25 protein-coding genes are annotated in these 22426 nt (G+C 63.5%); 4 read left to right on the top strand and 21 right to left on the bottom strand.

Features of this window, described 5'->3' with window-relative positions:
• Positions 1-4: 4 nt before the first annotated feature.
• The 3 genes from arsK to LB566_RS10295 form a co-directional block, all read right to left on the bottom strand.
• Positions 5-1243, bottom strand: coding sequence for an arsenite efflux MFS transporter ArsK (gene arsK / locus LB566_RS10305; protein ID WP_224624335.1), 1239 nt, complete (start codon positions 1241-1243; stop codon positions 5-7).
• Positions 1224-1637 (bottom strand): arsenate reductase (glutaredoxin), encoded by a 414-nt coding sequence (gene arsC, locus LB566_RS10300; RefSeq protein WP_224624334.1) that lies wholly within the window; start codon positions 1635-1637, stop codon positions 1224-1226. Before arsC ends, arsK begins: the two co-directional genes overlap by 20 nt.
• Before the next feature lie 82 nt (positions 1638-1719).
• Positions 1720-2073: an ArsR/SmtB family transcription factor gene (locus LB566_RS10295; RefSeq protein WP_224624333.1), complete on the bottom strand. Its 354-nt coding sequence runs from the start codon at positions 2071-2073 to the stop codon at positions 1720-1722.
• Positions 2074-2115: 42 nt separating this feature from the next.
• Here LB566_RS10295 and LB566_RS10290 point away from each other — a divergent pair, with 42 nt between their 5' ends.
• Positions 2116-2652 (top strand): DUF6428 family protein, encoded by a 537-nt coding sequence (locus LB566_RS10290; RefSeq protein WP_224624332.1) that lies wholly within the window; start codon positions 2116-2118, stop codon positions 2650-2652.
• Between the two features lie 361 nt (positions 2653-3013).
• Here LB566_RS10290 and LB566_RS10285 read toward each other — a convergent pair whose 3' ends face one another.
• The 4 genes from LB566_RS10285 to minC form a co-directional block, all read right to left on the bottom strand.
• Positions 3014-4480, bottom strand: coding sequence for a hypothetical protein (locus LB566_RS10285; RefSeq protein WP_224624331.1), 1467 nt, complete (start codon positions 4478-4480; stop codon positions 3014-3016).
• Positions 4481-4821: 341 nt separating this feature from the next.
• Complete coding sequence (gene minE, locus LB566_RS10280) at positions 4822-5094, bottom strand: cell division topological specificity factor MinE (RefSeq protein ID WP_224624330.1); 273 nt, start codon at positions 5092-5094, stop codon at positions 4822-4824.
• Positions 5091-5906: a septum site-determining protein MinD gene (gene minD, locus LB566_RS10275; protein WP_140500139.1), complete on the bottom strand. Its 816-nt coding sequence runs from the start codon at positions 5904-5906 to the stop codon at positions 5091-5093. The genes minE and minD overlap by 4 nt, the downstream gene beginning before the upstream one ends.
• 173 nt (positions 5907-6079) lie before the next feature.
• Positions 6080-6925, bottom strand: coding sequence for a septum site-determining protein MinC (gene minC / locus LB566_RS10270; RefSeq protein ID WP_224624329.1), 846 nt, complete (start codon positions 6923-6925; stop codon positions 6080-6082).
• Between the two features lie 339 nt (positions 6926-7264).
• On the opposite strand from minC, the gene LB566_RS10265 reads away from it, so the two are divergent.
• Positions 7265-8254: a TAXI family TRAP transporter solute-binding subunit gene (locus tag LB566_RS10265; protein WP_224624328.1), complete on the top strand. Its 990-nt coding sequence runs from the start codon at positions 7265-7267 to the stop codon at positions 8252-8254.
• 86 nt (positions 8255-8340) lie between these two features.
• Entirely contained in the window at positions 8341-10398 is a 2058-nt protein-coding gene (locus LB566_RS10260) for a TRAP transporter permease (protein WP_224624327.1), read from the top strand.
• Between the two features lie 190 nt (positions 10399-10588).
• On the opposite strand, the gene LB566_RS10255 is transcribed toward LB566_RS10260, so the two are convergent.
• The 14 genes from LB566_RS10255 to LB566_RS10185 all read right to left on the bottom strand — a co-directional run bounded on the left by LB566_RS10255 (position 10589) and on the right by LB566_RS10185 (position 21719).
• Complete coding sequence (locus LB566_RS10255; protein WP_224624326.1) at positions 10589-10936, bottom strand: hypothetical protein; 348 nt, start codon at positions 10934-10936, stop codon at positions 10589-10591.
• A 478-nt stretch (positions 10937-11414) separates the two neighbouring features.
• Positions 11415-12572: a sulfite oxidase gene (locus tag LB566_RS10245; RefSeq protein WP_224624325.1), complete on the bottom strand. Its 1158-nt coding sequence runs from the start codon at positions 12570-12572 to the stop codon at positions 11415-11417.
• A 366-nt stretch (positions 12573-12938) separates the two neighbouring features.
• Positions 12939-13088, bottom strand: coding sequence for a hypothetical protein (locus LB566_RS10240; RefSeq protein WP_023677295.1), 150 nt, complete (start codon positions 13086-13088; stop codon positions 12939-12941).
• Positions 13085-13417, bottom strand: a complete 333-nt coding sequence (locus tag LB566_RS10235) for a DUF2934 domain-containing protein (protein WP_224624324.1) — start codon at positions 13415-13417, stop codon at positions 13085-13087. The genes LB566_RS10240 and LB566_RS10235 overlap by 4 nt, the downstream gene beginning before the upstream one ends.
• A 190-nt stretch (positions 13418-13607) precedes the next feature.
• Positions 13608-13859 (bottom strand): hypothetical protein, encoded by a 252-nt coding sequence (locus LB566_RS10230; RefSeq protein ID WP_224624323.1) that lies wholly within the window; start codon positions 13857-13859, stop codon positions 13608-13610.
• Between the two features lie 277 nt (positions 13860-14136).
• On the bottom strand, positions 14137-14733 hold the full coding sequence (locus tag LB566_RS10225; RefSeq protein ID WP_224624322.1) for a BA14K family protein: 597 nt from the start codon (positions 14731-14733) through the stop codon (positions 14137-14139).
• Between the two features lie 111 nt (positions 14734-14844).
• Positions 14845-15366 (bottom strand): DoxX family protein, encoded by a 522-nt coding sequence (locus tag LB566_RS10220; RefSeq protein ID WP_224624321.1) that lies wholly within the window; start codon positions 15364-15366, stop codon positions 14845-14847.
• Positions 15367-15581: 215 nt separating this feature from the next.
• On the bottom strand, positions 15582-16031 hold the full coding sequence (locus LB566_RS10215) for a tetratricopeptide repeat protein (protein WP_224624479.1): 450 nt from the start codon (positions 16029-16031) through the stop codon (positions 15582-15584).
• Positions 16032-16110: 79 nt separating this feature from the next.
• Entirely contained in the window at positions 16111-17082 is a 972-nt protein-coding gene (locus LB566_RS10210; RefSeq protein ID WP_224624320.1) for an MBL fold metallo-hydrolase, read from the bottom strand.
• 104 nt (positions 17083-17186) lie between these two features.
• Positions 17187-17432 (bottom strand): DUF680 domain-containing protein, encoded by a 246-nt coding sequence (locus LB566_RS10205; protein ID WP_140552289.1) that lies wholly within the window; start codon positions 17430-17432, stop codon positions 17187-17189.
• Between the two features lie 287 nt (positions 17433-17719).
• A complete protein-coding gene (locus tag LB566_RS10200) occupies positions 17720-18217 on the bottom strand; it encodes a hypothetical protein (protein ID WP_224624319.1) in 498 nt (165 codons plus the stop codon).
• A 5-nt stretch (positions 18218-18222) separates the two neighbouring features.
• A complete protein-coding gene (locus LB566_RS10195) occupies positions 18223-19185 on the bottom strand; it encodes a helix-turn-helix transcriptional regulator (protein WP_224624318.1) in 963 nt (320 codons plus the stop codon).
• A 242-nt stretch (positions 19186-19427) separates the two neighbouring features.
• On the bottom strand, positions 19428-20495 hold the full coding sequence (locus LB566_RS10190) for a helix-turn-helix domain-containing protein (protein ID WP_224624317.1): 1068 nt from the start codon (positions 20493-20495) through the stop codon (positions 19428-19430).
• A gap of 96 nt (positions 20496-20591) precedes the next feature.
• Positions 20592-21719 carry a KamA family radical SAM protein gene (locus LB566_RS10185; protein ID WP_224624316.1) on the bottom strand — a complete coding sequence of 376 codons (1128 nt, stop codon included), beginning with the start codon at positions 21717-21719 and terminating at the stop codon, positions 20592-20594.
• Between the two features lie 172 nt (positions 21720-21891).
• On the opposite strand from LB566_RS10185, the gene LB566_RS10180 reads away from it, so the two are divergent.
• Positions 21892-22422, top strand: coding sequence for an imm11 family protein (locus tag LB566_RS10180; protein WP_224624315.1), 531 nt, complete (start codon positions 21892-21894; stop codon positions 22420-22422).
• Positions 22423-22426 lie beyond the last annotated feature (4 nt).

Here is a 22426-nt window from a genome sequence, read left to right as displayed (position 1 = left end):
GCTCTCAGACGCGGCCGTTGCGCGCGTTCGGCAGTCTCGTGATCGCTGTCAGGACCAACAGTGCGATGCCGCCCAGAAACGCCATTGCCCCCAGCGACCAGGCAATGCCGACATGGACGATGGCAAAGGCGAGCGCAAACGGCGCGACGGCCGAAACGAGCAGCCGGGCCGATGTGACGCACCCCTGCAACCGGCCATAGTCCGCACTGCCGAACAATGTCAGCGGCAGGGCGCCGATGACGATGCTGAAGAGCCCGTTGCCCATGCCGAACACGACGGCGAAGATCATCGCGCCAGCGACGGAAGGCGCCGTGCAGTCCAGCACGACGACCCCGCTCGTCATCAGGCCAGCCGAGATGATGGCCAGCGTCAATGGCGGAAGGTTGATGCCGAAGATCATGTTGATGAAGCGGCTCAACACCTGTGAGGGCCCGAACAGCGTTCCGACGATGGCGGCGGTCGCCCCCAGGCCAAGTCCGGAAAGCAGCGGCACCATATGCACCAGGACAGCGGCGCCAAGCAGGTTCTGCAGCGAGAAGGCGATGACCATCAGCGCGAAGCCGAGCGGCCGCGCCGAAGCGGGAAGCGAGCCCTGGACATGCCGTGGCGGCTCGGTCGCCGCACGCCTGCTCTTGGCCAGCCCATGCGAGAGCCAGGCGTGCAGCGGCAGGCAGACGAGCAGGTTCAGCCCCGCGAAGACGAGATAGACACTTCGCCATGACATCTGCGCGTGCAGGGCCGAGGTGATCGGCCAGAACACGGTCGATGCGAAGCCGGCAATGAGAGTGAGATAGGTGATGCTACGTTGCGCCGCGCGCGGTCTTATCTGCACAAGCAGCGCGAAAGCGGCGCCGTACTGGACCAGGTTCGATGCCACTTCCAGCACGATCAGTGCCGCCACGAAGGCCCCGGCCGCCGGCGCGTAGGCACAGGCGGCGAGCGCAGCCGCGGCAAGGATCGAGCCGGCGGTCATGATCTTGCCGGCGCCGAAGCGGTCGATCCAGTTTCCGAGCCAGGGCGCCGTCAGGCCGCCAACCAGCAGAGCCGCCGAGAGCGCGCCGAAGATCCATTCGGTCGGCCAGTCCAGATCCCTGGCCATATCGGCGGCGAGAATGCTGAAACTGTAGTACAGTGTGCCGTAGCCGATGATCTGGGTGACGCCGAGGGCGGCAATGGCGGCCAGCGGCGAGCGCTCCGGGACTTCGAGATCGGAAAGGCTTCGATCACTTGATGCCACGGTCATGGATCACCACCTCGCCGTCTTCCTTGGTGAAGCGGGCCACCGGATGGTCGAGCAGATCGAGCACGAGTTCGGACGGACGGCACAGCCGCGTCCCCTTGGGCGTCTCGACGATCGGCCGGTTGATCAGGATCGGATGCCTCAGCATGGCGTCTATCAGCTGTTCATCGGTCCATTTGGCATCACCCAGGCCGAGCTCGGCATAGGGCGTACCCTTTTCGCGCAGCAGGGCGCGCGCGGGAATTCCCATGGCGGCGATCAGCTGGCGCAAGCGGTCCCGGCTGGGCGGATGTTCCAGATACTCGATGATGTCAGGCTTCTCGCCGCTCGCCTGGATCATGGCTAGCGTGTTGCGCGAGGTGCCGCAGTCGGGATTGTGGTAGATCGTGACGGTCATGGCTTGGTCTCGACGGCAAGAAGTTGGATTTCGGACCGCCACTTCGGCAGCGGGATGATCGCCCGGGCTGTCGGCGCGACGATCACTGAACCGATCCCTTCACATCGGTGGGGCAGCAGCCTGCGGCCAACGCCGAAGCGCGGATCTCCAGCCGGCCGGAGCAGCAATCCTCCATCAGGAAACGGATGAGGCCGCTCAATGCGTCATATTGCGCGCTGTAGACCATGGAGCGCGAATCGCGCCGCACGCTGATCAGCCCTGCCCGCTCAAGCTCCTTCAGGTGGAAGCTCACATTCGAGGCCGAGACCTCGACTTTTTCGGCGATGGCGCCGGCGGCAATCCCGTCCGGACCGGCAATCACCAGATGCCGCAGGATGCGCAGGCGCGTTTCTTGCGAAAGGGCCGCAAAGGCGGAAAGGGCTTGACGTTCATCCATATTTCATCAATCCTAAAAATGTTGAAACAAGGATTACCCCACATGCTCGTTTCTGACAATCGGGAATTTGAACCCGCTGACGTCGTTGATCCCGGCGACATCACCATCGCTGGCTTGCTGGAGTTTCTGGCGGGCTACGAGGACCGGCGGCTGGTGTTCTTCTACGACGGCCGGCCGGTGCGGCCTGGCTATCACGTCACCGAAGTGAAGGCCGGCCAGTTCGCTGCGCTGGACTGCGGTGCAAACCCGGAATCCTGGGCCGAGATCTTCGTGCAACTCTGGGACGTCGAGGAGGACCGCACCCATATGCCGGCCGGGAAATTCTCGGCGATCATCCGCAAGGTGACGGAGCATGTCGGCCTCGACCATTCCGCCAAGCTCACTTTCGAAGTCAGCGACGGCGTGCGCCCGATGCAGCTCTACCGCGCCGCGCTCCCCCGGCTCGCCGGTGATGCGGTGCATGTCGAGCTTTCGCCGCGGCCGGCAAGCTGCAAGCCACGTGACCGCTGGCTGGAGGAAGAGAGGAAAGCCAAGGCCTGTTGCGGACCTTCGGCCGGACCGCAACCTTGCTGCGGCTAAAGCAATTCCAGGAAAAACGTGCACGGTTTTCCCGGGAAAAGCGCGTAGCGCTTTCCTTTGGGAATTGCGTCAAATCAAAGAGTTAGAGCGGTTCGCCGTTTCCGTGAAACGGTGAACCGCTTCAACCTTTCGCAGCCAAGCACATCGCTTGGCGCCGTCCTGACGGCCAAGACGGCCTTCCGCTCTTTCAGTTCAGCGATTTGCCCGGCAGCGCGGCGCCGGGTGGCGCTGCTCGAGTTCCTCCGCTGCGGTGGCGTTCGAGGCCGAGTGATCGCGTTGAGGCTTTTGGCGGCATCGTGAAAGGCAGCGAGCGCGGAACGCCGCCAGCAGCGGAACCTGAGGCCATGCCGGGGGAAATGAGCTACGGCGTGGCGCGGAGATTCCTGCGGATGCGCCGCCTGCCCGTTCCACGGGCTTTCTCCGCCACTACGGTGGCGATGTCGACCACGTCGGCCTCGCGCGATCTGCCGTTGGTGGCCTTGTGGAGCCGCTCGTAAGGCAGCAATTCCTTGATCCGCGCATTGAGCGACACGATTTCAGCTTTGAGGTCCTCGCATTCCTGCCTCTGGACATCCAGCTGTATCTGTTCCGATGCTTGTTGCAGCGCAAGCTGCGAAAGATTGGCGTTCGCTTTCGAAAGGCTCGTCTTGTCGTTTTCGTTCTCGTCAGTGAGCGAGGACAACTTTTGATCGGCGATTTTCTTTTCGGCCAGGGTGTCGTTCAAGTCGGTCTTGAGCCTGGCGATCTCGGCTGCGGCCTCGCTGTTCTCGTGCGAGGCCCGCTCCAGCCGTGATTGCAGGTCCTGGATCTCGGAACGCAATCCGCGCATTTCCGTCTGGCTGCGCGCGAGTTCAGCTTGCCTGTCGCCTTCCATCATGCTGGCCGCTTCGGTCATTTCCGATAGCTTTGCCTGGGCAGTCTCGAGTGATTTCTGGAGCCTTATCTCCTCCTTTTCGCTCTTGCCGAGCGCGGCCAGCAGTTCGGTAAGCCGCGCTGCTTCGCTGGCATGGATCGTCGAGAGCTCGTCGAGCCTGTGGCGCGTCTGGGTTTCCCGCTTCAGCGCCTTGTCGAGCTCGATCGACAGGCTGACATGTTTTTCCCGCAGCATCTTGCTCTCGCGCAGGCGCCTGTTGGCCTCGACCGCCCTGGCCGTCAGCCGCTTGGCGATGTCGCCGAACTCCGCGTCGCGTTTTGCGCTCGCATTGGCCGTTTCGGCAAGTTCCAGCCTGGCCGCTGCCAGCGCTGCGCGAAGCGCCTCCCTGTCCTGCACCAGGCTTGTCTCGCGCTGTTGCAGCAATTCGCAGGCGCTTTCACGCTCGCGCAGCTTTCTTGCCGTGTCGTGCAGCTTTTCCGACAGCGTTCTTTGTTCCGCGATCAGGTCGCCGTTTGCGAGCTCCAGCTCGTTGGCGCGAAGAATGTCGGTGTGGAGGATGTTGAGGAATTCGCGCGTCAAATGGTGCGAGGTCGCGATCTCCGACAGTTTGCCGTTGATCTCATCCAGATAATCCCTGGCATCATGGAACATCCCTTCGAAGGCACTCAATGCCGCCATCCGGGTCTGGGTATGGGGCGTCAGTCGTGGCGCGGTTTCGGTGGCGTCGGCGTTGCCCGCGCCGTCCGGATTATCCGCACCATCCGCCTCTGCCGCATTGGCTTCGGGTGCCGAGGCCTCGGCTCCTGGAGCGGAATCCGGAACATAGCCGCTGTCTGGCGGCGCGTCATATTCGGTATCGAGGCTGGCATCCAGAGCGTCCGCAAGATCGGCCTGCAGCTCCTGGAGTGCATCATCTACGTCTTCGGCACGCTTGATCAGACCCTTGAAATTCATAACGAATGCCCTTTACGCATACCCCATTCAGTATTTAATAATTGGCTAATATGTATGCTTACATCCACTGATTGCGCAGGGGAAGCCCCCCATTAGGGGGAGCGTAAAGCTGAACATTTGGGGTTGGGATGCGGCGGGCGACCAGTGCCGAGGCCGTCTTTTTGCAGAATTGACGCACCCAATCTCTGGGTGAAATCTGAATGCGGAAAATCCTGGGCTCCTACTTCCCCTCGTGGAAGGTAGGACCGAGGGCGCTGGCGCTGGAGGATGCTCGTCCTGGAGCGCCGCGCCAACTCCGCCCGCTGCTTGCTGCGACCCTCCCCACAAGGGGAGGGTAAAAGTCAGCCCGCCATGGCTAGCGGCACGGCGCTTTTGTTGGGGATCTGGATGTCGATTTCCAGCGTCGACATAGTCTCGCCGCGGTCCATCGAGATTTGCAGATAGTCCTGGTCGATCTGCACGTGCTTGGCGATGACGGCCATGATCTCCTCGCGCAGCACCGAGACGAGGTCGGGCTGGCCACGGTTGCGGCGTTCGTAGGCGAGCAGCACCTGCAGCCGCTCACGCGCCACGGGCGCGCTGGACCGCCGCTTGAAGAGGTCGAGAATGTTCATGCCGCCCTCCTTCCGAGCAGCCTGTCGAGGAAGCCCTTGCGCTCGAAGGGAACCACGACCGGCAGGTCTTCGCCTTCCAGCCGCCGCGCCGCTTCGATATAGGCCTTGGCGGCGGCGTTCAGCGGATCGCTCAGCGTCACCGGCGAACCGAGATTGGAGGCCCTGAGCACATCCTGGCTCTCCGGGATGATGCCGAGCAGCGGCACCGACAGGATTTCCAGCACGTCGTCGATTGACAGCATCTCGCCGCGAGCCGCGCGGCCGGCATCGTAACGCGTCACCAGCACGTGCTTGGCGATTTGCTCGCCCTGCTCGGCGCGCATGGTGCGGGCGTCGAGCAGGCCGATAATGCGGTCGGAATCGCGCACCGACGACACTTCCGGATTGGTGACGATGACCGCCTCGTCGGCGAAGCGCATGGCGAGCTGCGCGCCGCGTTCGATGCCGGCCGGACTGTCGCAGAACACATAGTCGAACACCGAGCGCAGCTTCTCGATCACCTCGCCGACGCCTTCTTCGGTCAGCGCGTCCTTGTCGCGCGTCTGCGAGGCCGGCAGCAGGAACAGCGTGTCGACGCGCTTGTCGCGGATCAGCGCCTGCGACAGCTTGGCCGTGCCCTGGATGACATTGACGAGGTCGAACACCACGCGCCGCTCGGCGCCCATGATCAGGTCGAGATTGCGCAGACCGACGTCGAAATCGACCAGCGCCACTTTCTTGCCGGTCCTGGCGACCGCGGCCCCCAATGCGGCCGTCGAGGTCGTCTTGCCGACACCTCCCTTGCCTGAGGTGACCACCACTACCTTGCCCATGAAAAAAGCCTCCGTCGCCTGATGTTGTCGTTTGTTATTGCTCCGTGCGTCGCACGGCTATTGTTGGAACCTGCCATCATCCCACGCGAAACCGGTCCCAACCTTGCGGGGCTGAGCATCCTGTCCGCGGTCGGACAAGATGAGAACTGGTTCGGCGTTTTCATCCCGGCGCCCTAGTTCAGCGGCACGACGCGCAGCACGCCGTCTTCGAGGAAGGCCTGCACCGGCTTTCCGCGTGAGGCGCCTTCCATGTCCTCCGCCGTGGTGTACCAGCCGTCGATGGCGAGCAGTTCGGCCTCGTTCCTGCGGCAGAAGATGCGCGCCGAAATATTGCCTTCCGAGCCCGCAATGGCGCGGCCGCGCAGCGTGCCGTAGACATGGATCGAGCCCGCCGCGATGATCTCGGAACCGGAAGCGACCGATCCAAGCACGATGACATCGCCATGCGGATGAAAGATCGATTGACCCGAACGGAGGGGCGACTTGACCATGAGCGTTCCGGCCGGCACCGGCTCCGCCGCACCGGCTTCCTGTTCTGCCTTGACCGGCTTGGCCGCCTTGACCTTTCCAGCCTCGGCCTTGCCCTCGTCGGGCTTGCCCGTTTCCTTGCCGCGTTCCGAAGACTCCGCTTCCGTTTTGCGGGCCTCCTCCGCGACGCCTGCCTTGCCGTTGCGGCCGGGCTGCGCCAGCAGGCCATCTGAAGTGGCCTCCTTGGCGCCGGTCAGCAGCGGCGGCAGCTCGGGCCCGAGCGAGGCCCCTTCGAGCTCGATGGCATAGACCCGGATGCCACGCGCGCCGAGCGAGGCGACCAGCGTCGCGATCTCGCCGGCCCCGGGCTTCAGCGCATTGAGATCGAGTACCACCGGCCGACCGGAGAAATAACCCGGCGAATTGCCGATCCAATGATCCAGCCCCTCCAGCCAAGCACCGATCGGCGCCTCCGGCGTCAGCGTGAACGCGACGAACGAACGGGCGCGAAAGCGGATGGATTTGGTCTCCAGGGGAGCGGCAAAGGTCACGGCTGGCGAATCCTTACTCAATGGTTAAAGGGTGCCGGCCGAATGGTTAACAAATGGTTAATAAAGACGGCTGGCACCTTGGAAGCCGCCAGAAATTGGAGGGTCGGCTAACCGCCAGTTGCGGATGCCGGCTGACAACACGCGGAATGTGCTGATAGCGCCGCATCAGCAAGCGGATTACCACCGTTCAATCGACAAGCTAGATCTCAAAATGCACCAAGGCCGGTAACAGCGGGGGCCACCGCCAGCGACGACCGATCCCCTCCCGAAAGGCGCGCGCGCAGGTTGACAATCCTTGGGTTGATGCAACATCCTGCCGACCTTTGACCGGGAGGTAGTATGACTGTTTCGATCAATCGTCGCGTCTTTTCCGTCTACGCGGGTACTTTGGCGCTGGCCGCGGCGGGGTTTTCGCCGGCGCGCGCGCAGCAGGCTTTTTTCCGTATCGGCACCGGCGGCACGTCCGGCACCTACTATCCGGTGGGCGGGCTGATCGCCAACGCGATCTCGGCGACGGGGCCGGCCGGCGTCGAGGGCCTGGTTGCCAGCGCCACGTCCTCCAACGGTTCGGTGGCCAACATCAGCGCCATCCAGTCGGGCGCTTCCGAATCGGGCTTCACGCAATCCGACGTCGCCTACTGGGCGCATTCGGGCACCGGCCTCTACGAGGGCAAGCCCAAGGTAGAGGATCTGCGCCTCATTGCGACGCTCTATCCCGAAACCATCCATCTGGTCGCGCGCGCTGACGCCGGCATCAAGACAGTGGCGGATCTGAAGGGCAAGCGCGTCTCTCTCGACGAGCCGGGTTCCGGCACCATCGTTGATGCGCGCCTGGTGCTCGGCGCCTACGGCCTAACCGAGAAGGACGTAAAGCCCGAATATCTCAAGCCCGGCCCGGCAGGCGAGCGCCTGCAGGACGGCGCCATGGACGCCTATTTCTTCGTCGGCGGCTATCCGACCGGTGCCATCGTCGAGCTTGCCAGCACCAACAACATCACGCTGGTGCCGATCACCGGCCCCGAGGCCGACAAGCTCCTGTCCGAACAGAAGTTCTTCTCGACCGACATCGTGCCCGCGGGTACCTACAAGAATGTTGGCGAGACCAAGACCATTTCGGTCGCCGCGCAATGGGTGACCAGCGCCAAGCAGAGTGATGACCTCATCTACAAGATCGTCAAGTCGCTCTACAGCGACGAGACCCAGAAGGCGCTGCAGGCTGGTCATGCCAAGGGCAAGCTGATCACGCTCCAGAACGCGGTCACCAGCGCCGGCATTCCGTTCCATCCGGGCGCGGAGAAATTCTACAAGGAAGTTGGCGCCCTGAAATAAGCGGCCACCCGACAGACTGGCGATAACGAGGCGGAAGGCGTGCTTTCCGCCTCCTTCGTCTGGGGATTCAGGATACGGAACCGGCTATGAGCGACGACGACAAGATCAGGCTTTCCGGCATGGAGTTCGACGAGGAAAAGGCTCGCGAACTGGAGGAGAAATTCGACTCCGAGATCCGGTTCCGGCCGCTGACCCGGGCCGCCGGCTGGCTGGTCGGCTTCCTTCTGGTGGCCTTGTCGCTGTTTCACTATTACACGGCTGGCTTCGGCTTGCTGCAGGAGATGCTGCACCGGGGCATCCACCTGTCGATGGTGCTGTCGCTGATCTTCCTCGTCTTCCCTCTGGTGAAGAAGGGCTACGACCAGCCCGCCCAATCCAGCCTTCTGCGGCCGCTCGGCATACCGGTTTTCGACTGGTTGCTGGCGCTTGCCGCGGTGGTTGCGGTCCTGCACGTGCCGATGATCCCGCTCGACGATCTTGCCTTCCGCGTCGGCAACCCCACGACGACGGACGTCGTGCTCGGCCTGATTCTCATTCTGCTCCTGCTGGAGGCGACGCGCCGGTCCGTCGGCATCCCGCTGCCCATCATCGCCATCCTCTTCATGGCTTATGCGCTGTTCGGCCCCTATATGCCGAGCATCCTGGTGCATCCCGGCGCGTCCGTCTCCCAGCTCGTCGACCACCTTTACCTGACGACGCAAGGCATCTACGGCATCGCGCTCGGCGTCGTCGCCACCTACGTTTTCCACTTCGTCCTGTTTGGCGTCTTCGCCACCCGCATCGGTCTCGGCCAGCTCTTTCTCGATTGCGCGGCATGGGTCGCCGGCCGCTACGCCGGCGGTCCGGCCAAGGTATCGATCTTCGGCTCGGCCCTATTTGGCATGATTTCCGGCTCGTCGGTCGCCAACACCGTCACCGTCGGCTCGCTGACCATCCCGGCGATGATCCGGCTCGGCTACAAGAAGCATTTCGCCGCCGCGGTGGAGGCGGCCTCCTCCACCGGCGGGCAGGTGACGCCGCCGATCATGGGAGCCGCCGCCTTCCTGATGATCGAGTTCCTCGAACTGCCCTACACGACCATCATTCTGGCAGCGATAGTGCCGGCCTTCATGCACTTCTTCGGCGTGTTCATGCAGGTGCATTTCGAGGCCAAGCGCACCGGCTTGCGCGGACTGCGGCCGGACGAGATGCCGGACGTGGTCGAGGCATTGAAACGGGACTGGCCGACCATCATCCCACTCGTCGTCCTGATCGGCGTGCTTCTTGCGGGTTATACGCCCTACATGGCTGCCTTCTGGGGCATTACCCTGTGCATCCTGGTCGGCCTGTTTAACCCGCGCCGGCGCATGTCTCTCGCCGACATCGTGGTGTGCCTGCGCGACGGCGCCAAGTATGCGCTCGCCGTTGGCGCCGCCGCCGCCACGGTCGGCATCGTCGTCGGCGTCGTCACCCTGACCGGCGTCGGCTTCAAGCTGTCCTACATCGTAACATCGACGGCAGGCCATCTGTCGCTGCTGTTCGGCACCTTTGTCCCCGAGGCGATCTTCTCGACGCACGGGCTGACCCTTTTGTTCACGCTGATCATGACCGGCGTGGTCTGCATCCTGATGGGTTGCGGCATCCCGACGACAGCGAACTACATCATCATGGTGACGATTGCCGCACCGGCACTGGTGATGCTCGGCACCGAGCCGATCGTCGCCCACTTCTTCGTCTTCTATTATGGCCTGCTGGCTGACATCACGCCGCCGGTTGCGCTGGCTGCCTACGCTGCCGCCGGCATGGCGGGAGCTGATCCATTCAAGACCGGCAACACTGCCTTTCGGCTCGGGCTCGGCAAGGCGCTGGTGCCCTTTGTCTTTGTCTTCTCGCCATCGCTTCTGCTGGTGACGAAAGATTTCACCTGGCCGAACTTCCTCCTGGCCTTCTTTGGCTGCGCGCTCGGCATCACCTGCCTGGGCGCCGCCCTCTCGCGCTACCTGCTCGTGCGCACCCGGCCATGGGAAAACGTGTTGCTGGTGCTGGCCGCCCTGCTTCTGGTGGCGCCCGAATTCTATTCGTCCCTACTCGGCCTGGTGCTTATCATTCCCGTCATCTTGCGCCATTGGAGCGCGCGCAACGTCGAAGAGGCGCGACCAGCTTGATCAGCGCCGTCCCAACGATCCCTCCCGGAGAATTCAAAGGGGCCGGGAACGTTTGGGGGACTTCAGGAAGTCAGCTTGCTTTTCAGCCTGAACCTGACGCGAACCGCCAGGATCGGTTCTGCGGGGGAAATGCTCCCGGAGAGCTGACAGACGGCTTTCAACATCAGAAGACGGCAGCCGAAGTTTCAAGTCATTGAGGGCCTGTGACGAAAGGCATGATGTCCACGCCGTCTCCCGGGAAGACCGTGAAATGCGGGTGGCTTTCGAACAGGCGGGCGGCGGCATCGATTGTATCGGCCTCGACGACAATGTAGCCGCAGAAAGGGTTCACCGCGTCTGCGATCCCATCCTTGGTAACGCGCGTCGTCCTGCCGACCATGCCGCCGCGATCGGGGAAAGATGCGGCATTTCTCTCCTCCCAGTCCGTCCACTGCTTTAGGCCGACGGCATCAATCGCATCTTGCTCGGGCTTGGGCAGGCTGCGAAAGCGGGCAAGGTCTTCGGGCTTCATGGTGTAGACGGCAAGAAAGCGGGGCATGTGACGGCCTTCGTGCTGACGGAAACGCATGCCAGCCTAGACTCCCGGTTGGCCAAAGTCACTAAGCACTATCACCCTCAGGCACGGCGAATTGCCCTTGTCCGGGCACTTTCGGATCATCTCACTCTCCTTTCGAAAAGGGCCACGGTCGGGCCCTTCAGTCGCGGTGCTCCGGCACTCCTTTCAGCTGGTCCTTGGTCCATTGGGTCACGGCGTGGCGCCCGTCCTCGTCGTGCATGAAATCGAGCTCGGTGACGGCCACCGGGCTCGGCGAAGGGCGAGGAACGCCAGCCGTTCAAGTTTTCTCCGCGTCCGCGCAGGTCACTAAACACCGCTCTTGGCGCTGCCATGAAGATGTATCGCTTCGGCCATCGTCTCTGGCCAGCTTCAGGCCGGCGCCTGGTCGGATGTGGGTGACCCCATGCCGAAGACATGGGGTCACATCGCTCTCAGACAGTTTGATACGACTGCCCGCCAGTCAGTGAATGTTGATACGTCGCGTCACCTGACCGTTGCTTTCCCAATAGGTATGCTTCTTGGCAATGATGGGATCGTCCATTGCGGGTTGGACCTGCCCTCCCGTATCAACCGCGCGCGAGGTGACGGTGTGCTCTCCGGCGGAAGGCTTGGGCCAGTCGACGGACCATAGTTTCCAGGCAAAGTCCGCCTTGTCGGTTTCGTCGATGGCCGCCGGCATCCATGGCCCGTCATCGATCTTCACCTCGACCTGGTCGACCGGTGCGCCCCAGGCGGCCCCGACGATCCGGTAGTCATCGCCGATATGAGTGACCCGGGCCGGTGCCGATTTCAGCCGCGCCCGCCCGACCGAAGTTTCCACCCATACTGTCTCGCCGTTGTGGTCTTCCTCGCGCAGCGTGACATAATCGCGTCCCATGAACCGGTTCTCGAAGCGCTGATCGTTCACATCTATGCGCTTGATCCATTTGACGTTCGCGATCCCGTACCATCCCGGCGCAATCAGCCGCAGCGGGAAGCCGTTGTCGGGAGGCAAGGGGGACCCATTCATCTCGTAGCAAAGGATGTTTTTGGGATCCATGGCGTCGGCAAGCGACATGCTGCGCGCAAAATTCTGCGTGAACTTGACGTCGTCGGCCCGCTTGATTTCCCCTTTATCGGTGCCCCAGAAGACGACCTCGATACCAGTGTCGAGGACTCCGGCCTCCTTGAGGATCGGCGCGAGCGGCGTGCCCGCCCAGCGCGCATTGCCAATGCCGCCATTGAAAAACGGCAGGCCGGTATTGCCCGAACATTCGACCGTGAAGGTGACTTCCTGGCGCGGTCGAGCCTTGATGTCGGCGAGCGTCAGGGTTGTCGGCTTTTTGACGGAGCCGCCGATTTCGAGCTTCCAGGTGCTCTCGTCGATCACCGGCCGGTCGAAATGCGCGATTGAAAAGAACTTGTCGTTGGGCGTCACCCAGGAATCGAGATCCTCCCACACCAGCTGATTTTTGATGACTTGCGGAACCGGGTTCGGCGGCAGCTGATCGAGCCATTTGATGACTTCCTCGCCGGCCCGGCTTGGAAAGGCAGAGGCAATCCGCGATTGAAAGGACGCCAACGCTACGAGGGCTGCCCCGCCTTGAACGATGAATTCACGTCTGGGAAGGTAATGCATGACGACTTCTCCTCCAGTGAAAAGCTCAGTTCTCCTTCAGTGATAGATGCAATAGCGACCGGGATCGCGCAAAGCAGAGGCCGGCCGCGGCGGGCAATTATGAGAGCGTGTGAAACAACCCGAGTTAGAAGCGCGCCGTAGTTAAAGCGACGTCTCCGCTCTCAATCGCCAGCTTGTCAGGTCCGAGCCGGCGATCTTCAACTATATGCCCTATCTGTCCTCGTGGCGAGGGCAAGGGCCGCATCTTCGCATCACGATTGGCATCTGCATCGTGTTCCAAAATCCAATACCGCCTACAATTGGTGGGTTGGATTTTGTGAGCGGCAGGGACAACGCCGAGAATAGAGGACCAACGAGTCGATTTCCTCAATGGCGCTTGAAATACTGCACCTCCCGCTCGTGCTTCTCCGCTGCCTCACGCGTATCGAAAGTCCCCAGGTTCCGTCGCTTGCCCGTCTTCTCATCCTTCTTGCGCGAATAAAGCCGGTATTTTCCGTCCTTGAGTTTGCGGATCATTTGGCCTCTCCCTGACCGGGATTTCGCCGCCGCTTGCCCTTCAGCCCGAGTGCTGCCTGTTCGATCGCGGCGCGGTCGTTGCCCAGCCTGTCGATCAGGTCCTGTGCCTGCTTGCCTGATATGCCGGTGCGCATGGCCAGCTCCTCGACCGTAAGCACGTCGGTGCTGGCGATCTCGCGCGGCGGCGCATTGCCTGCCGCCATCGACAGCTCCCTGTCGATCTCGGCCTCGGCCCGGTGCCAGTGCTGCTCGGAGTCGCCGCCGCCCTCGCGCTCCCAGATCCGATAGGCGCGCTCCTGAATTTTCCCATGCCGTTGGTCGTCGCCCATTTTTCAAATCCTCCGTTGGGTAGCATCTGAACGCCGCCCGCGTCCGAACGATCCAAAGAAATTGCGCCATCGCCGGGCTGGTTCGCTGGAGGATGGGACGATGCAAGGCAGAGCCCGACGCTGTGCAAAATAATCCAGGCGGCGGGCCCGCCCGCCGCCTGGCTGCCGGCCGTGGCGGCCGGCTTTGTCGTCAGCGTCCCCAGATGCCCTGACCATAGCCCTGTGCAGGCATGTCGCGGTTCGAGTTTGCCCCCATTGCGCTGTCAGCGATGCTGTTTGTGACGCTCGGGACAGCCGTCTTGGCACCGCCCGACATCATCGCATGGGTGGTTGGATAGCTGCTTGCCGCAGGGATGAAGTCGGAGCCGAAGTGGTCGCTGCCGGCAAAAGCCATGCCAGAGGCGAACAACAACGAGGCAACGGTCAATACGATCTTCTTCATTTCGGTTTCCATCTTTTGAAGTTGACATTTGGCCCCAACGCGCCGCCCGCCCGCGTTCATGGGACCGTGTTTGTTGTTTCAGGCGAAACCGGCCAACCGCGATCCCACTGGATCTTGCAGTGACAGGTCGTTCAGCGCACGACCGTCTCGGTCCGTTGTTGCGCTGTTGGCGGCTTGATAAGGGCGTGGTGTTTGTGCGGGCGTGGTAGGCGGCGTGGTAGAAACCGCTGCCGGAGTGGAATTTTGCGTGGAATGCAGCCGGAAAGCGCAGCGCCCGCTATTGGCATTGCCGCCTCGGCCCGCCGGAATAGGGCTGGTAGCTGTTGTCTTCCGGGCGGTAGGAGCGGTAGCGGCTGAAGCAGGAGGCGACATGGTCGTCATCCCCGGCGGCCGCATAGGCGCCCCGCCCGGTGCCGTTTTCCTCGACGTAGCTGGCCTCGGCGGCGGACGGCGCGGCACGGTCGGCGTCGAGATAGGGCGAGATGCAGGGGCGCTGCTGCCCGCTATAGGACATGTAGCTGTTGTCCTGCGGCCGGTAGGAGCGGTAGCGGCTCGCGCACCAAGCGATATGCGGCTGCGGCAGTTCGGCCGTGGCGGGCGCGATGGCGCCGGTGGCGGTGGGGTCGGTCTCCCCGACCTGGCGCTTGGGCTCGATATTAGCGGGCGCGAGCTGCTCGGCCGGCAGGCGCTCGAGATTCTGCGCCGCTTTGTCCACCGGCCGCGCCGTTTTGGTCCAAAGCTCCGCCATGCTGACGGTGGCCGGTGCCTGGCCCGGCGGGCTCGCGGTAATTAGCCAGACGGCGAAGGCCAGGCCGCTACCGAACACCGCAAGGGTCAAAACGAAACCGCAGGCCAGTCCCAACAATGCTTTCACGCCGCGCTCCTTGAGCCCCTGCTAAAGCAATGCGGGGGGGCAAGGCTGGTTCCAGCAAAGCGCGGGAAATAGGCGCGGCGCTCCGCTGGGGGCGTGCGAGGGCAGCGCCGTTCAAACCGGCGGCTTCACGTCCACTGGCAATTGGTTCTCCGCTGGGAGCAGCGCCGCCGGCATGTCCTCGCCGCGCTGGCGCTGCCGCAGATGGAGCGCCAACAGCCGGTCCAGCGAGACCCTGCCGGCGCCGGCAACGGCCAGCACCAACATGCCGCCCGATATCGCCAGGTCCTTTTCGAAATGCAGCAGTTCGTTCTGGCTGCCGAAATTGGTGTGGAACAGCATGGCCGTTGCCAAACAGAACAGGCCTAGCGCGATGGCGCCAAGCCGCGTCAGCAGGCCTGACGCGATGGAGAGCCCTGCCCCCAGTTGCAACGCGACGGTGGCGACAAACAGCGGCAGGTTGACCCCAAGCGCTGCCATCGCTCTGGCGGCGGCACCGAAATGGGTGGCCAGCGTTGCGCCCTCATGCAAGAAGATGAGGGACAGAAGCAGGCGGCCGGCAAGCAGGCCCACGTCCCCGACATGGCATTTAGCGGCGAGATCCCGCAGCTTCGCGGAGCGTTCGGTCAATGTCATGGTCAGCCTCCGATCTTTTTGGCACGGGTAGGCGCCAAGCGCCTGATGTTGAAAAGGCCGGAGCCGGCGCGAGGGAGAGGATGCCGGCTCCGGCAAAGCGCGCCAGCCACGAGCGCCCAACGGTGATGGACGAAGGGGCGAGCTCGGTGCCAATGCTCGCACTCCGTTTCGGCTTCGCCGAGCCAGCTCTCCCATTCCGTGAGAGAGGAAAGGCTCTACTTCGTCACCTTGGTGTCGATGGCCTGCCGCAGGTCGGAAAGCTCGTCGCACCCGGCCGGGCACAGCTTCCGCAGGGAGGCCAGTTGCTCCTTGGCCTTGTCCATGTTGCCGGTCTCGACATAAAGCTCGCCCAGATATTCGCGGGCTGCCCTGTGGTCGGGCTTCAGCTCCAGCGCCTTGGTGTAGTAGGTGAGCGCGGTCTTGTAGTCGCCGGTCTTGCGCAGGGTGAAGCCGAGCAGGTTGTAGACGTCCGCCTGCTGCGTGTCCTGCGCCAGATCGCGCAGCTCGGCCAATGCGCCGGAATAGTCCTTGGCATCGATCTTGGCCTTGATGGCGGTGAGATCCGGCGCGTCGGCGCCTTCGATGTCGTCGACCGCATAGGCCGGCATGATTGTCGCGACGGGAAGCACGGTCAGCACGGCAATGGCGCCGAGCAGGCCGAACATTGCATGTCTGCCCGACAGGGCATTTCTGCTCAAAAGGGATCGTTTCATTGTCTTTCTCGCTTGCGTTGGAAGCTCGTGCTCAGATCTGGACCGGAGTAAATCCGTATGCCTTGCCGTCCTTGACGAAGGTGCCGGTGCCCGGGAACGGGAAGTGCGACCCGGAAATGCAGATATTGTCCGATATCACCCGGTCGATGATCTTGTGGCGCGTGGCGATTGCCGTCGGTCCGTCCTGGTCGTAAGCGCCCTGCCACTCCGGATGCGGCGCCAGCAGCGCCGGCACATACATGGTGTCGGCCGAGATCATGATCTGCTCCTTGCCGGAGTTGGCCAGGTAGACAGAATGGCCTGGTGTGTGGCCGGGCGCGGCGATGATCTGGATGCCGGGCGTGACCTCGGCGCCGTCCTCGACCAGCTTCCAGTTCTTCCATTTCGGAAAGTTCTCGGCGATGCGCTTGCCCGCCGGTTTGCGGCCCTCGGGCAGCTTGGCCAGCCGGCTTGGGTCGGTCCACCACTTGTATTCGGTGGCGTTGACAATGAGCTCGGCATTGGGGAACACCGGCGCGCTGGTGCCCTTTTCCATCAGGCCCCAGACATGGTCGGGGTGGAAATGCGAGATCATGACGGTGTCGATCGCCTTGTAGTCGATGCCGGCGGCGGCCATGTTGGCCGGCAGATGCGTGGCATTGGCCTGCCACTGGCCGACGCCCGAGCCGGCATCCATCATGATCAGCTTGCCGCCCATCTTGAGCACGACGACAGTGAGCGGGATGGGCATGAAGTCGGTGGTCAGCCCCGCTTTGGCGAGTGCTGCCTTGGTGTCCTCGACCGAGACATCCTTGATGAAGGCCGGGTCGTGCGGCTTGCGCCAGATGCCGTCATAGATGGCGGTGATCTCGATATCGCCGACCTTGTATCTGTAGAAGCCGACGGTGGGCTCCACCGGAGCTTGCGCGAAAGCCGGACCGATGAATTCAAGCTTGCCGGCAAGGCCGAAGGCGGCAGCAGCGGCGGCGGTGCCAAGCACTGTGCGGCGTGTCATGGTGAACATGGTGATCTCCTGTTCGAGGTGGTGGCTAAAGTCGCGAATGGCCAAGTCCTGGAAGGAATGACGGAGAGAGGCCGGTACCCAGGGGCTGGCTCCGCTCCATGACTTCAGCGACCCCAGAGGCTGTCGTTGTTGTGCCTGGTGATGATGTCCTGCACCGACCCCTGGCTCGGCCCCGTCTTTATCCTGGTGTCGACGCCATTGGGGCGTGCCGTGTAGGGGATCGAGCCGGTGGCATTGGTGTCGACCGGAGCGACCGGCTGATTGGCGTTGTTGGCGCCATGATCGCTGCCGGCGAAGGCAGCGCTCGAGGCAAGCATCATGGCAGCCACGCTGAGTGCGAGCTTGGTCATTTTGGCTAGGTCCTTGTTTCGTTTCCTCGGCGCGGGCCGTCAGATTTGGCCCCGCTACAGTGAAGACCCTGCAGCCCCGCGCTTTATTCCCGGGCGCGATGAGATTCTTTTGAGGGAGAAAAATCAGGGGGCTCGGCGGCCACAGGACTGGTGTTCCTCGCCCACGAATATCAGCGAGAGGACCAGGCTGGGAATGCCGCTGCCTTCCGGCCCGCCAACCGCCTGTACGCACGAAAGGCGCCGGCACAGCGCGCCGGCGCCTCCAATGATACGCCAGCCCGTGCTGGTTACGGACAGGTCTTCTTGCCGCAGACCGCGATGCAGATCGCCGGGTTCGAACAGGTGTAGGTTTTTCTGGAGCTGGTCCCGGACGAAGACCCGCTGCTGGAAGCGGCGATCTGCCCGGCCGCCCCCTTGGACAGGTCCAGCGCCTTCATGTCGGGATCGCGCGCGGCGATCTTGCCGCATGTTTCGCTGCCGCAGACCGCCCTGCAGATTGCCGGGTTCATGCATTTGTAGGCCGCGAAGACCTCGGTGGGAAGAATTGCGCAGAAAACCGTAATGCCCAGTATCAATCTTTTCGCCGCACGCATTTTTATCTCCAGGGCCAGCTTTCCGATGTCACGGAGGCCTGGCCGCTCGCCCCCGCTCCCGCGCATGCCGTTGCACCCGCGTCCGCCGGCGCGACCATGCCCGCGCCGGGACAAAGGCGTGTCGCACTGACGGCACAGGCAAGTGGCACCGACGGAACAGGTGACCGGCTTGCCATGCGTGAGCGGCCGCATGCGTCTCATGGCGCGCGGCCGGCGCGCACCTCCGATGGGGTCATGCGATAGCGGGACCGGAATTGCCGATAGAAGGTCGAGGGTTCGACCAGCCCCGCCTCGAAAGCGAGATCGGCGATCGGCCTTGCCGAAAAAAGCGGGCTGGCGAGTTGCCGGTGGACCCGCTCCAGCCGTCTTTGCATGACATAGTCGGAAAAGCCCTGCCCCTCTTCGGCGAAAAGGCGCCTGATGTAGCGCGGGCTGAGCCCCAGCCCCCGGCCCGCCGTCTCTGCTGAGAGCCGCGCTCGGTGCAGGTTCTCTTCGATGTAACGCTTGATGGCATGCATGCGAGCGGCGCGAACGCCGCGACCGGCGACCACCTGGTCGACCTCGCGGTTGGCGCCGACTGCCGCGGCGAAGAGATCGGCAATGTGCTGGGCGGCCAGCGGTGCCAGACCGGGGCTGATCGCCCCACGCGCCACCGCCTCGATATAGGCCAGCAGAAGCCGCGCTTCAGGCGTGCCGGGATTGATGGCATCCGGCCTGAGATCGCCGACATGGCGAAGGAGAGGAGTGAGCATCGACCGGGCAAATCGGGCGCAGATCGTCCAATCGCCGTTCTGCGCCCTCGCTCGCCAGCTCCGGTCCATCGGCATGATGCAGGGCGCACCGGGCGAGGTCTCAACCGCCTCGTGCCGTGCCGTATCGAAACGCCACCCGCCCGCGATCCAGGACACCACCACGTCGTCATTGGCGTCCTGCTGGAGCGCGGCCGTGCGTTCCCAGGCCATGGGCGCGACCTGCCCGTGGGCCACGCTCACCCCTGGCAGGATGGTGGTGGAGGCGCTCAGCCGCAACTCGCCGCGTTCAAGGGGCGCAAGGTCCAGCCGCATGCAGATGCGGCCATAAAACTCGCGCGCGGCGGCTTCGCGGTCGCGGTCCGAAAACTCGTCTGTCGACAGGACGATGACATTGTCCTCGGTCGCCACCGGCGTTCGATCCCCCGTTTAGAACCTCACAGCGAACCGCTTTTTCGTGCGGGCAACGGCGGCATTTCAAGACTTGTGTGGAAGCTCCGCGCAAATGTGGCACGAGGCGCAAGGAATGTGGCCGCTGCTGCAAAATCGACCGGTAAAGTTGCGCCGGAGAGCACGGCAAGGCTCTTCACATACCTGCTGATCGAACACCGCTTTCCCATTGATTCATTTTGCCTTTCGGCTGGCACGCCGCTCTATCGCAGTTCCCGGATCCAGTGCCACATGGTGCGGTTCTCGCCATGGCCGAGGGACTGGCTGCGCCCTTGGGCGGCATGTGCCCGCATCTCCCGCGGGGTCATGTCGAAGGAGCGGCGGAAGGCGCGCACGAAGCTCTTGCGGTGACCGAAACCATAGCGACCGGCGATCTCGGCAATGCTTTCGTGCCGGCGGCCGGGATCGGCGAGCTCGGCGCGGCAGCGGCGCAGCCTCTCCTCCTGGATATATCTGGAAAGACCGCCATGAGGCTCGAAGAGGTAATAGAGCTTGCGCATGGAGATGCCGAACATGGCGGCGATGGCCTCGGCGGTGAGGTGCCGGCTGCGGATATGCGCGTCGATGTGGCGACGGATCTCGCCGGTAAGCGCCAGGTGGACCGAAGCAGCGTTCTCCTCCGCCACAGCCGAATTCACGGCCGCGGCGGCGAGTTCCAGCGTCGGCCCGATCACCGCCTCGGCGTCCTGATGGCTCATTGCGGGCGCGGCCCCGTAGAGGCCCACAAGATGCCCGCGCAACAGCGCCGCCAACGGCGCGTTGCCGGAAATGACGCGCATATTGTGCTCGTCCGGCGCCTTCAAAAATGGCGCCAGCAGGCGGCGCGGCATGGTCAGGTTGAGGCTGTCGAAATCGGAGGTGCCCGTCGACTGGGCCTGCGCCAGGTCGGCCACGATCAGGTCCCCGGATGATGCCTTTTCATCCGATGCGCCATCGCGCCGTCCATGGCTTCCGCGCAGGCAGACCTGCACAGTGATGTGATCGAGGCCGTCGCGGCCGATCCGGGCGCGCGAGCGGTCGAAGCTTTGCGCGATGCATCCATACGAGGTGAGGACGATCTCGCCGAAATGAAAGGCATCGGCGTGGAAATGAAACCGGTCATCGCCGGCGTTGCGCGGGCGAACGTCGTAGAGCAGGCCGATATTCTCCTGCCACAACGCAACGGCTTGCCGGGGCGCAAGGCCCACCGTGTCCAGCACGCAGCGCTGAACCCCGGTGTCGACGAATTGCCTTTGCGGCACAACGCTTTGACTGCTGTCTACTGCTGCCACCCGCCATGCCCCGCAATCCGCGAACCGCTCACAATATGCATTTATGCCGGGGCGCGACAACGCCTGATTGCACGGCCGCCCGCCGGAAATGTCGGCTCAGAGCTGGCTCAACACTTCGGTGTATTCCCTGACCTCTCCATCCTGCCCACGAATGCGCCAGTTGCCGCCGCCGCAGTCTTCCACGTAATCCGGCCCGATCGGCACCTTGCCGCCACCGTCGGGCAGGTCGAGCACGTAGACCGGATTGCAGATGCCGGACAGGCGCGCGCGCAGCGCGGCCACCAGCGCCTGGCCTTCGGCGATCGTGGTGCGGCGGTGCGCCATGCCGCGCGCAAGGTCGCCATGGTGGAGGTAATAGGGCTTTACCCCCAGGCGGTACATCAGCTCGCGGCAGAGTTCTTCCTGCACCTCGACAGTGTCGTTGACGCCCTTGAGCAGGACGCTCTGGTTGAGCAGCACGAAACCGGCCTGCCGCAGGCCGCGGCAGGCCGCCTCGGTCGCATCGGTGATCTCGCGCGGATGGTTGAAATGGGTGACGACCGTGATCATCAGCCGGCCTTGCAAGGCAGAGATCAGCCCTGGCGTGATGCGTGAAGGCAGCGAGACCGGCACGCGGGTGTGGATGCGCATCAGCCGCACATGCGCGATCGCCTCGATGCGGGCGCGGATTTCGCTGAGCGCCTTGTCAGGCAGCGAGAGCGGATCGCCGCCAGTCAGGATCACCTCGCGGATCTCGGGGTGGGAAGCGATATAGGCGAGCGCCGGCTCCAGGGCTTCGCGCGTATAGCCGCGTCCGATCGAGGTCAGGGACTCCTTGCGGAAGCAGAAGCGGCAATAGACCGCGCATTGATAGGTTGGAAACAGCAGCACCCGGTCGGCATGGCGATGCGTCAGCCTGGGCACCGGGCTGAAGGCGTGGTCGCCGATCGGGTCGTCGAGCTCGCCTTCGCCGGTCACCAGCTCGTCGGGAGACGGGATGACCTGCGCCCGGATAGGATCGGCGGGGTCTTCCCAGTCGATCAGCTCGAGATAGGATTTGGGGATACGCACCTTGTGGCGGGAGGCTGCTTCCTGGGCCGCCGCGCGTTCGCCCGGCGACAGCGGCAGCACGGCCAGATCGCGCACATGGCGCACGCCGGCGCGGATGTCGTCCTGCCAGGTGACGTCGGCATCGGAAGCGGACTCAGCTTCGGCCGTCGTCGCATCGTGGAGCTGTGTGGTCATGGGGTTCTCGAGGTCTTTGGCGGACCTATCGGCCGGATGGCCTGCCGGGTCAACCGCCTTGCGCCCGCCTTCCCCGTGTAGCAAGGAGGGTCTGTGCTCTCGAAAATGCCGCGGAGAAGACCCCGATGGAATCGCAGAAGCGGAAGCGGGACTGAACTTGGGAACGCCGGCCATGACGACCATTTACGAATTCGCGGTTGTCGAGGGCCAGGAATGGGTGCTTCCTCTCGACGACGCCTACTACGAGGTCTTCTCCTCCCTTGACGGAACACCCCTCGAGAACTGGGATCCACCGGTCATGCGCCGCGTGTCGGAGGGCGACCCCCACTATTCGGACTTCCCCTGGCTTGGCGAGCATGCCCCGCTTTTGCGCAAACCTGCCGTCGATGCGCTGAAGGCATATCTGCTGCCCTATGGACAGCTGATCCCGTTGCGCGGGGAAGAGGTCTGGCTGTTCAACGTGACCACCGTGATCGATGCGCTGGACGAGGAGCGGTCCGGAATCGTCTATTTTGATGACGGCGCCATTCTCGCGATCGAGCGATACGAATTCGACGCGGATAAGATCGGCACCGCCGAAATTTTCAAGCTGCCGATGCGCGCGTCCCCGGTGTTCGTCAACGACACATTCGTCAATCGCGTGCGCGACGCTAGACTGCGGACGGTATCGTTCAAACCCAGGTGGCGCCGCATCGATGGGTGACGTT

Source organism: Mesorhizobium sp. CA13 (assembly GCF_020165235.1).
Lineage (GTDB): Bacteria > Pseudomonadota > Alphaproteobacteria > Rhizobiales > Rhizobiaceae > Mesorhizobium.
This window is presented reverse-complemented; position numbering and strand designations above follow the sequence as displayed.

Coding starts and splice junctions, on each gene's coding strand:
- LB566_RS10240 (WP_023677295.1), bottom strand. CDS start 13,088: ATGATCCGCAAACTCAAGGACGGAAAATACCGGCTTTATTCGCGCAAG.
- LB566_RS10255 (WP_224624326.1), bottom strand. CDS start 10,936: ATGCCCCGCTTTCTTGCCGTCTACACCATGAAGCCCGAAGACCTTGCC.
- LB566_RS10220 (WP_224624321.1), bottom strand. CDS start 15,366: ATGACATTGACCGAACGCTCCGCGAAGCTGCGGGATCTCGCCGCTAAA.
- LB566_RS10260 (WP_224624327.1), top strand. CDS start 8,341: ATGAGCGACGACGACAAGATCAGGCTTTCCGGCATGGAGTTCGACGAG.
- LB566_RS10210 (WP_224624320.1), bottom strand. CDS start 17,082: ATGTTCACCATGACACGCCGCACAGTGCTTGGCACCGCCGCCGCTGCT.
- LB566_RS10285 (WP_224624331.1), bottom strand. CDS start 4,480: ATGAATTTCAAGGGTCTGATCAAGCGTGCCGAAGACGTAGATGATGCA.
- LB566_RS10245 (WP_224624325.1), bottom strand. CDS start 12,572: ATGCATTACCTTCCCAGACGTGAATTCATCGTTCAAGGCGGGGCAGCC.
- LB566_RS10265 (WP_224624328.1), top strand. CDS start 7,265: ATGACTGTTTCGATCAATCGTCGCGTCTTTTCCGTCTACGCGGGTACT.
- LB566_RS10295 (WP_224624333.1), bottom strand. CDS start 2,073: ATGGATGAACGTCAAGCCCTTTCCGCCTTTGCGGCCCTTTCGCAAGAA.
- minD (WP_140500139.1), bottom strand. CDS start 5,906: ATGGGCAAGGTAGTGGTGGTCACCTCAGGCAAGGGAGGTGTCGGCAAG.
- LB566_RS10235 (WP_224624324.1), bottom strand. CDS start 13,417: ATGGGCGACGACCAACGGCATGGGAAAATTCAGGAGCGCGCCTATCGG.
- LB566_RS10185 (WP_224624316.1), bottom strand. CDS start 21,719: ATGACCACACAGCTCCACGATGCGACGACGGCCGAAGCTGAGTCCGCT.
- LB566_RS10290 (WP_224624332.1), top strand. CDS start 2,116: ATGCTCGTTTCTGACAATCGGGAATTTGAACCCGCTGACGTCGTTGAT.
- LB566_RS10200 (WP_224624319.1), bottom strand. CDS start 18,217: ATGCGGCCGCTCACGCATGGCAAGCCGGTCACCTGTTCCGTCGGTGCC.
- LB566_RS10180 (WP_224624315.1), top strand. CDS start 21,892: ATGACGACCATTTACGAATTCGCGGTTGTCGAGGGCCAGGAATGGGTG.
- minE (WP_224624330.1), bottom strand. CDS start 5,094: ATGAACATTCTCGACCTCTTCAAGCGGCGGTCCAGCGCGCCCGTGGCG.
- LB566_RS10230 (WP_224624323.1), bottom strand. CDS start 13,859: ATGAAGAAGATCGTATTGACCGTTGCCTCGTTGTTGTTCGCCTCTGGC.
- arsK (WP_224624335.1), bottom strand. CDS start 1,243: ATGACCGTGGCATCAAGTGATCGAAGCCTTTCCGATCTCGAAGTCCCG.
- LB566_RS10215 (WP_224624479.1), bottom strand. CDS start 16,031: ATGTTCGGCCTGCTCGGCGCCATTGCCGTGCTGACCGTGCTTCCCGTC.
- arsC (WP_224624334.1), bottom strand. CDS start 1,637: ATGACCGTCACGATCTACCACAATCCCGACTGCGGCACCTCGCGCAAC.
- LB566_RS10205 (WP_140552289.1), bottom strand. CDS start 17,432: ATGACCAAGCTCGCACTCAGCGTGGCTGCCATGATGCTTGCCTCGAGC.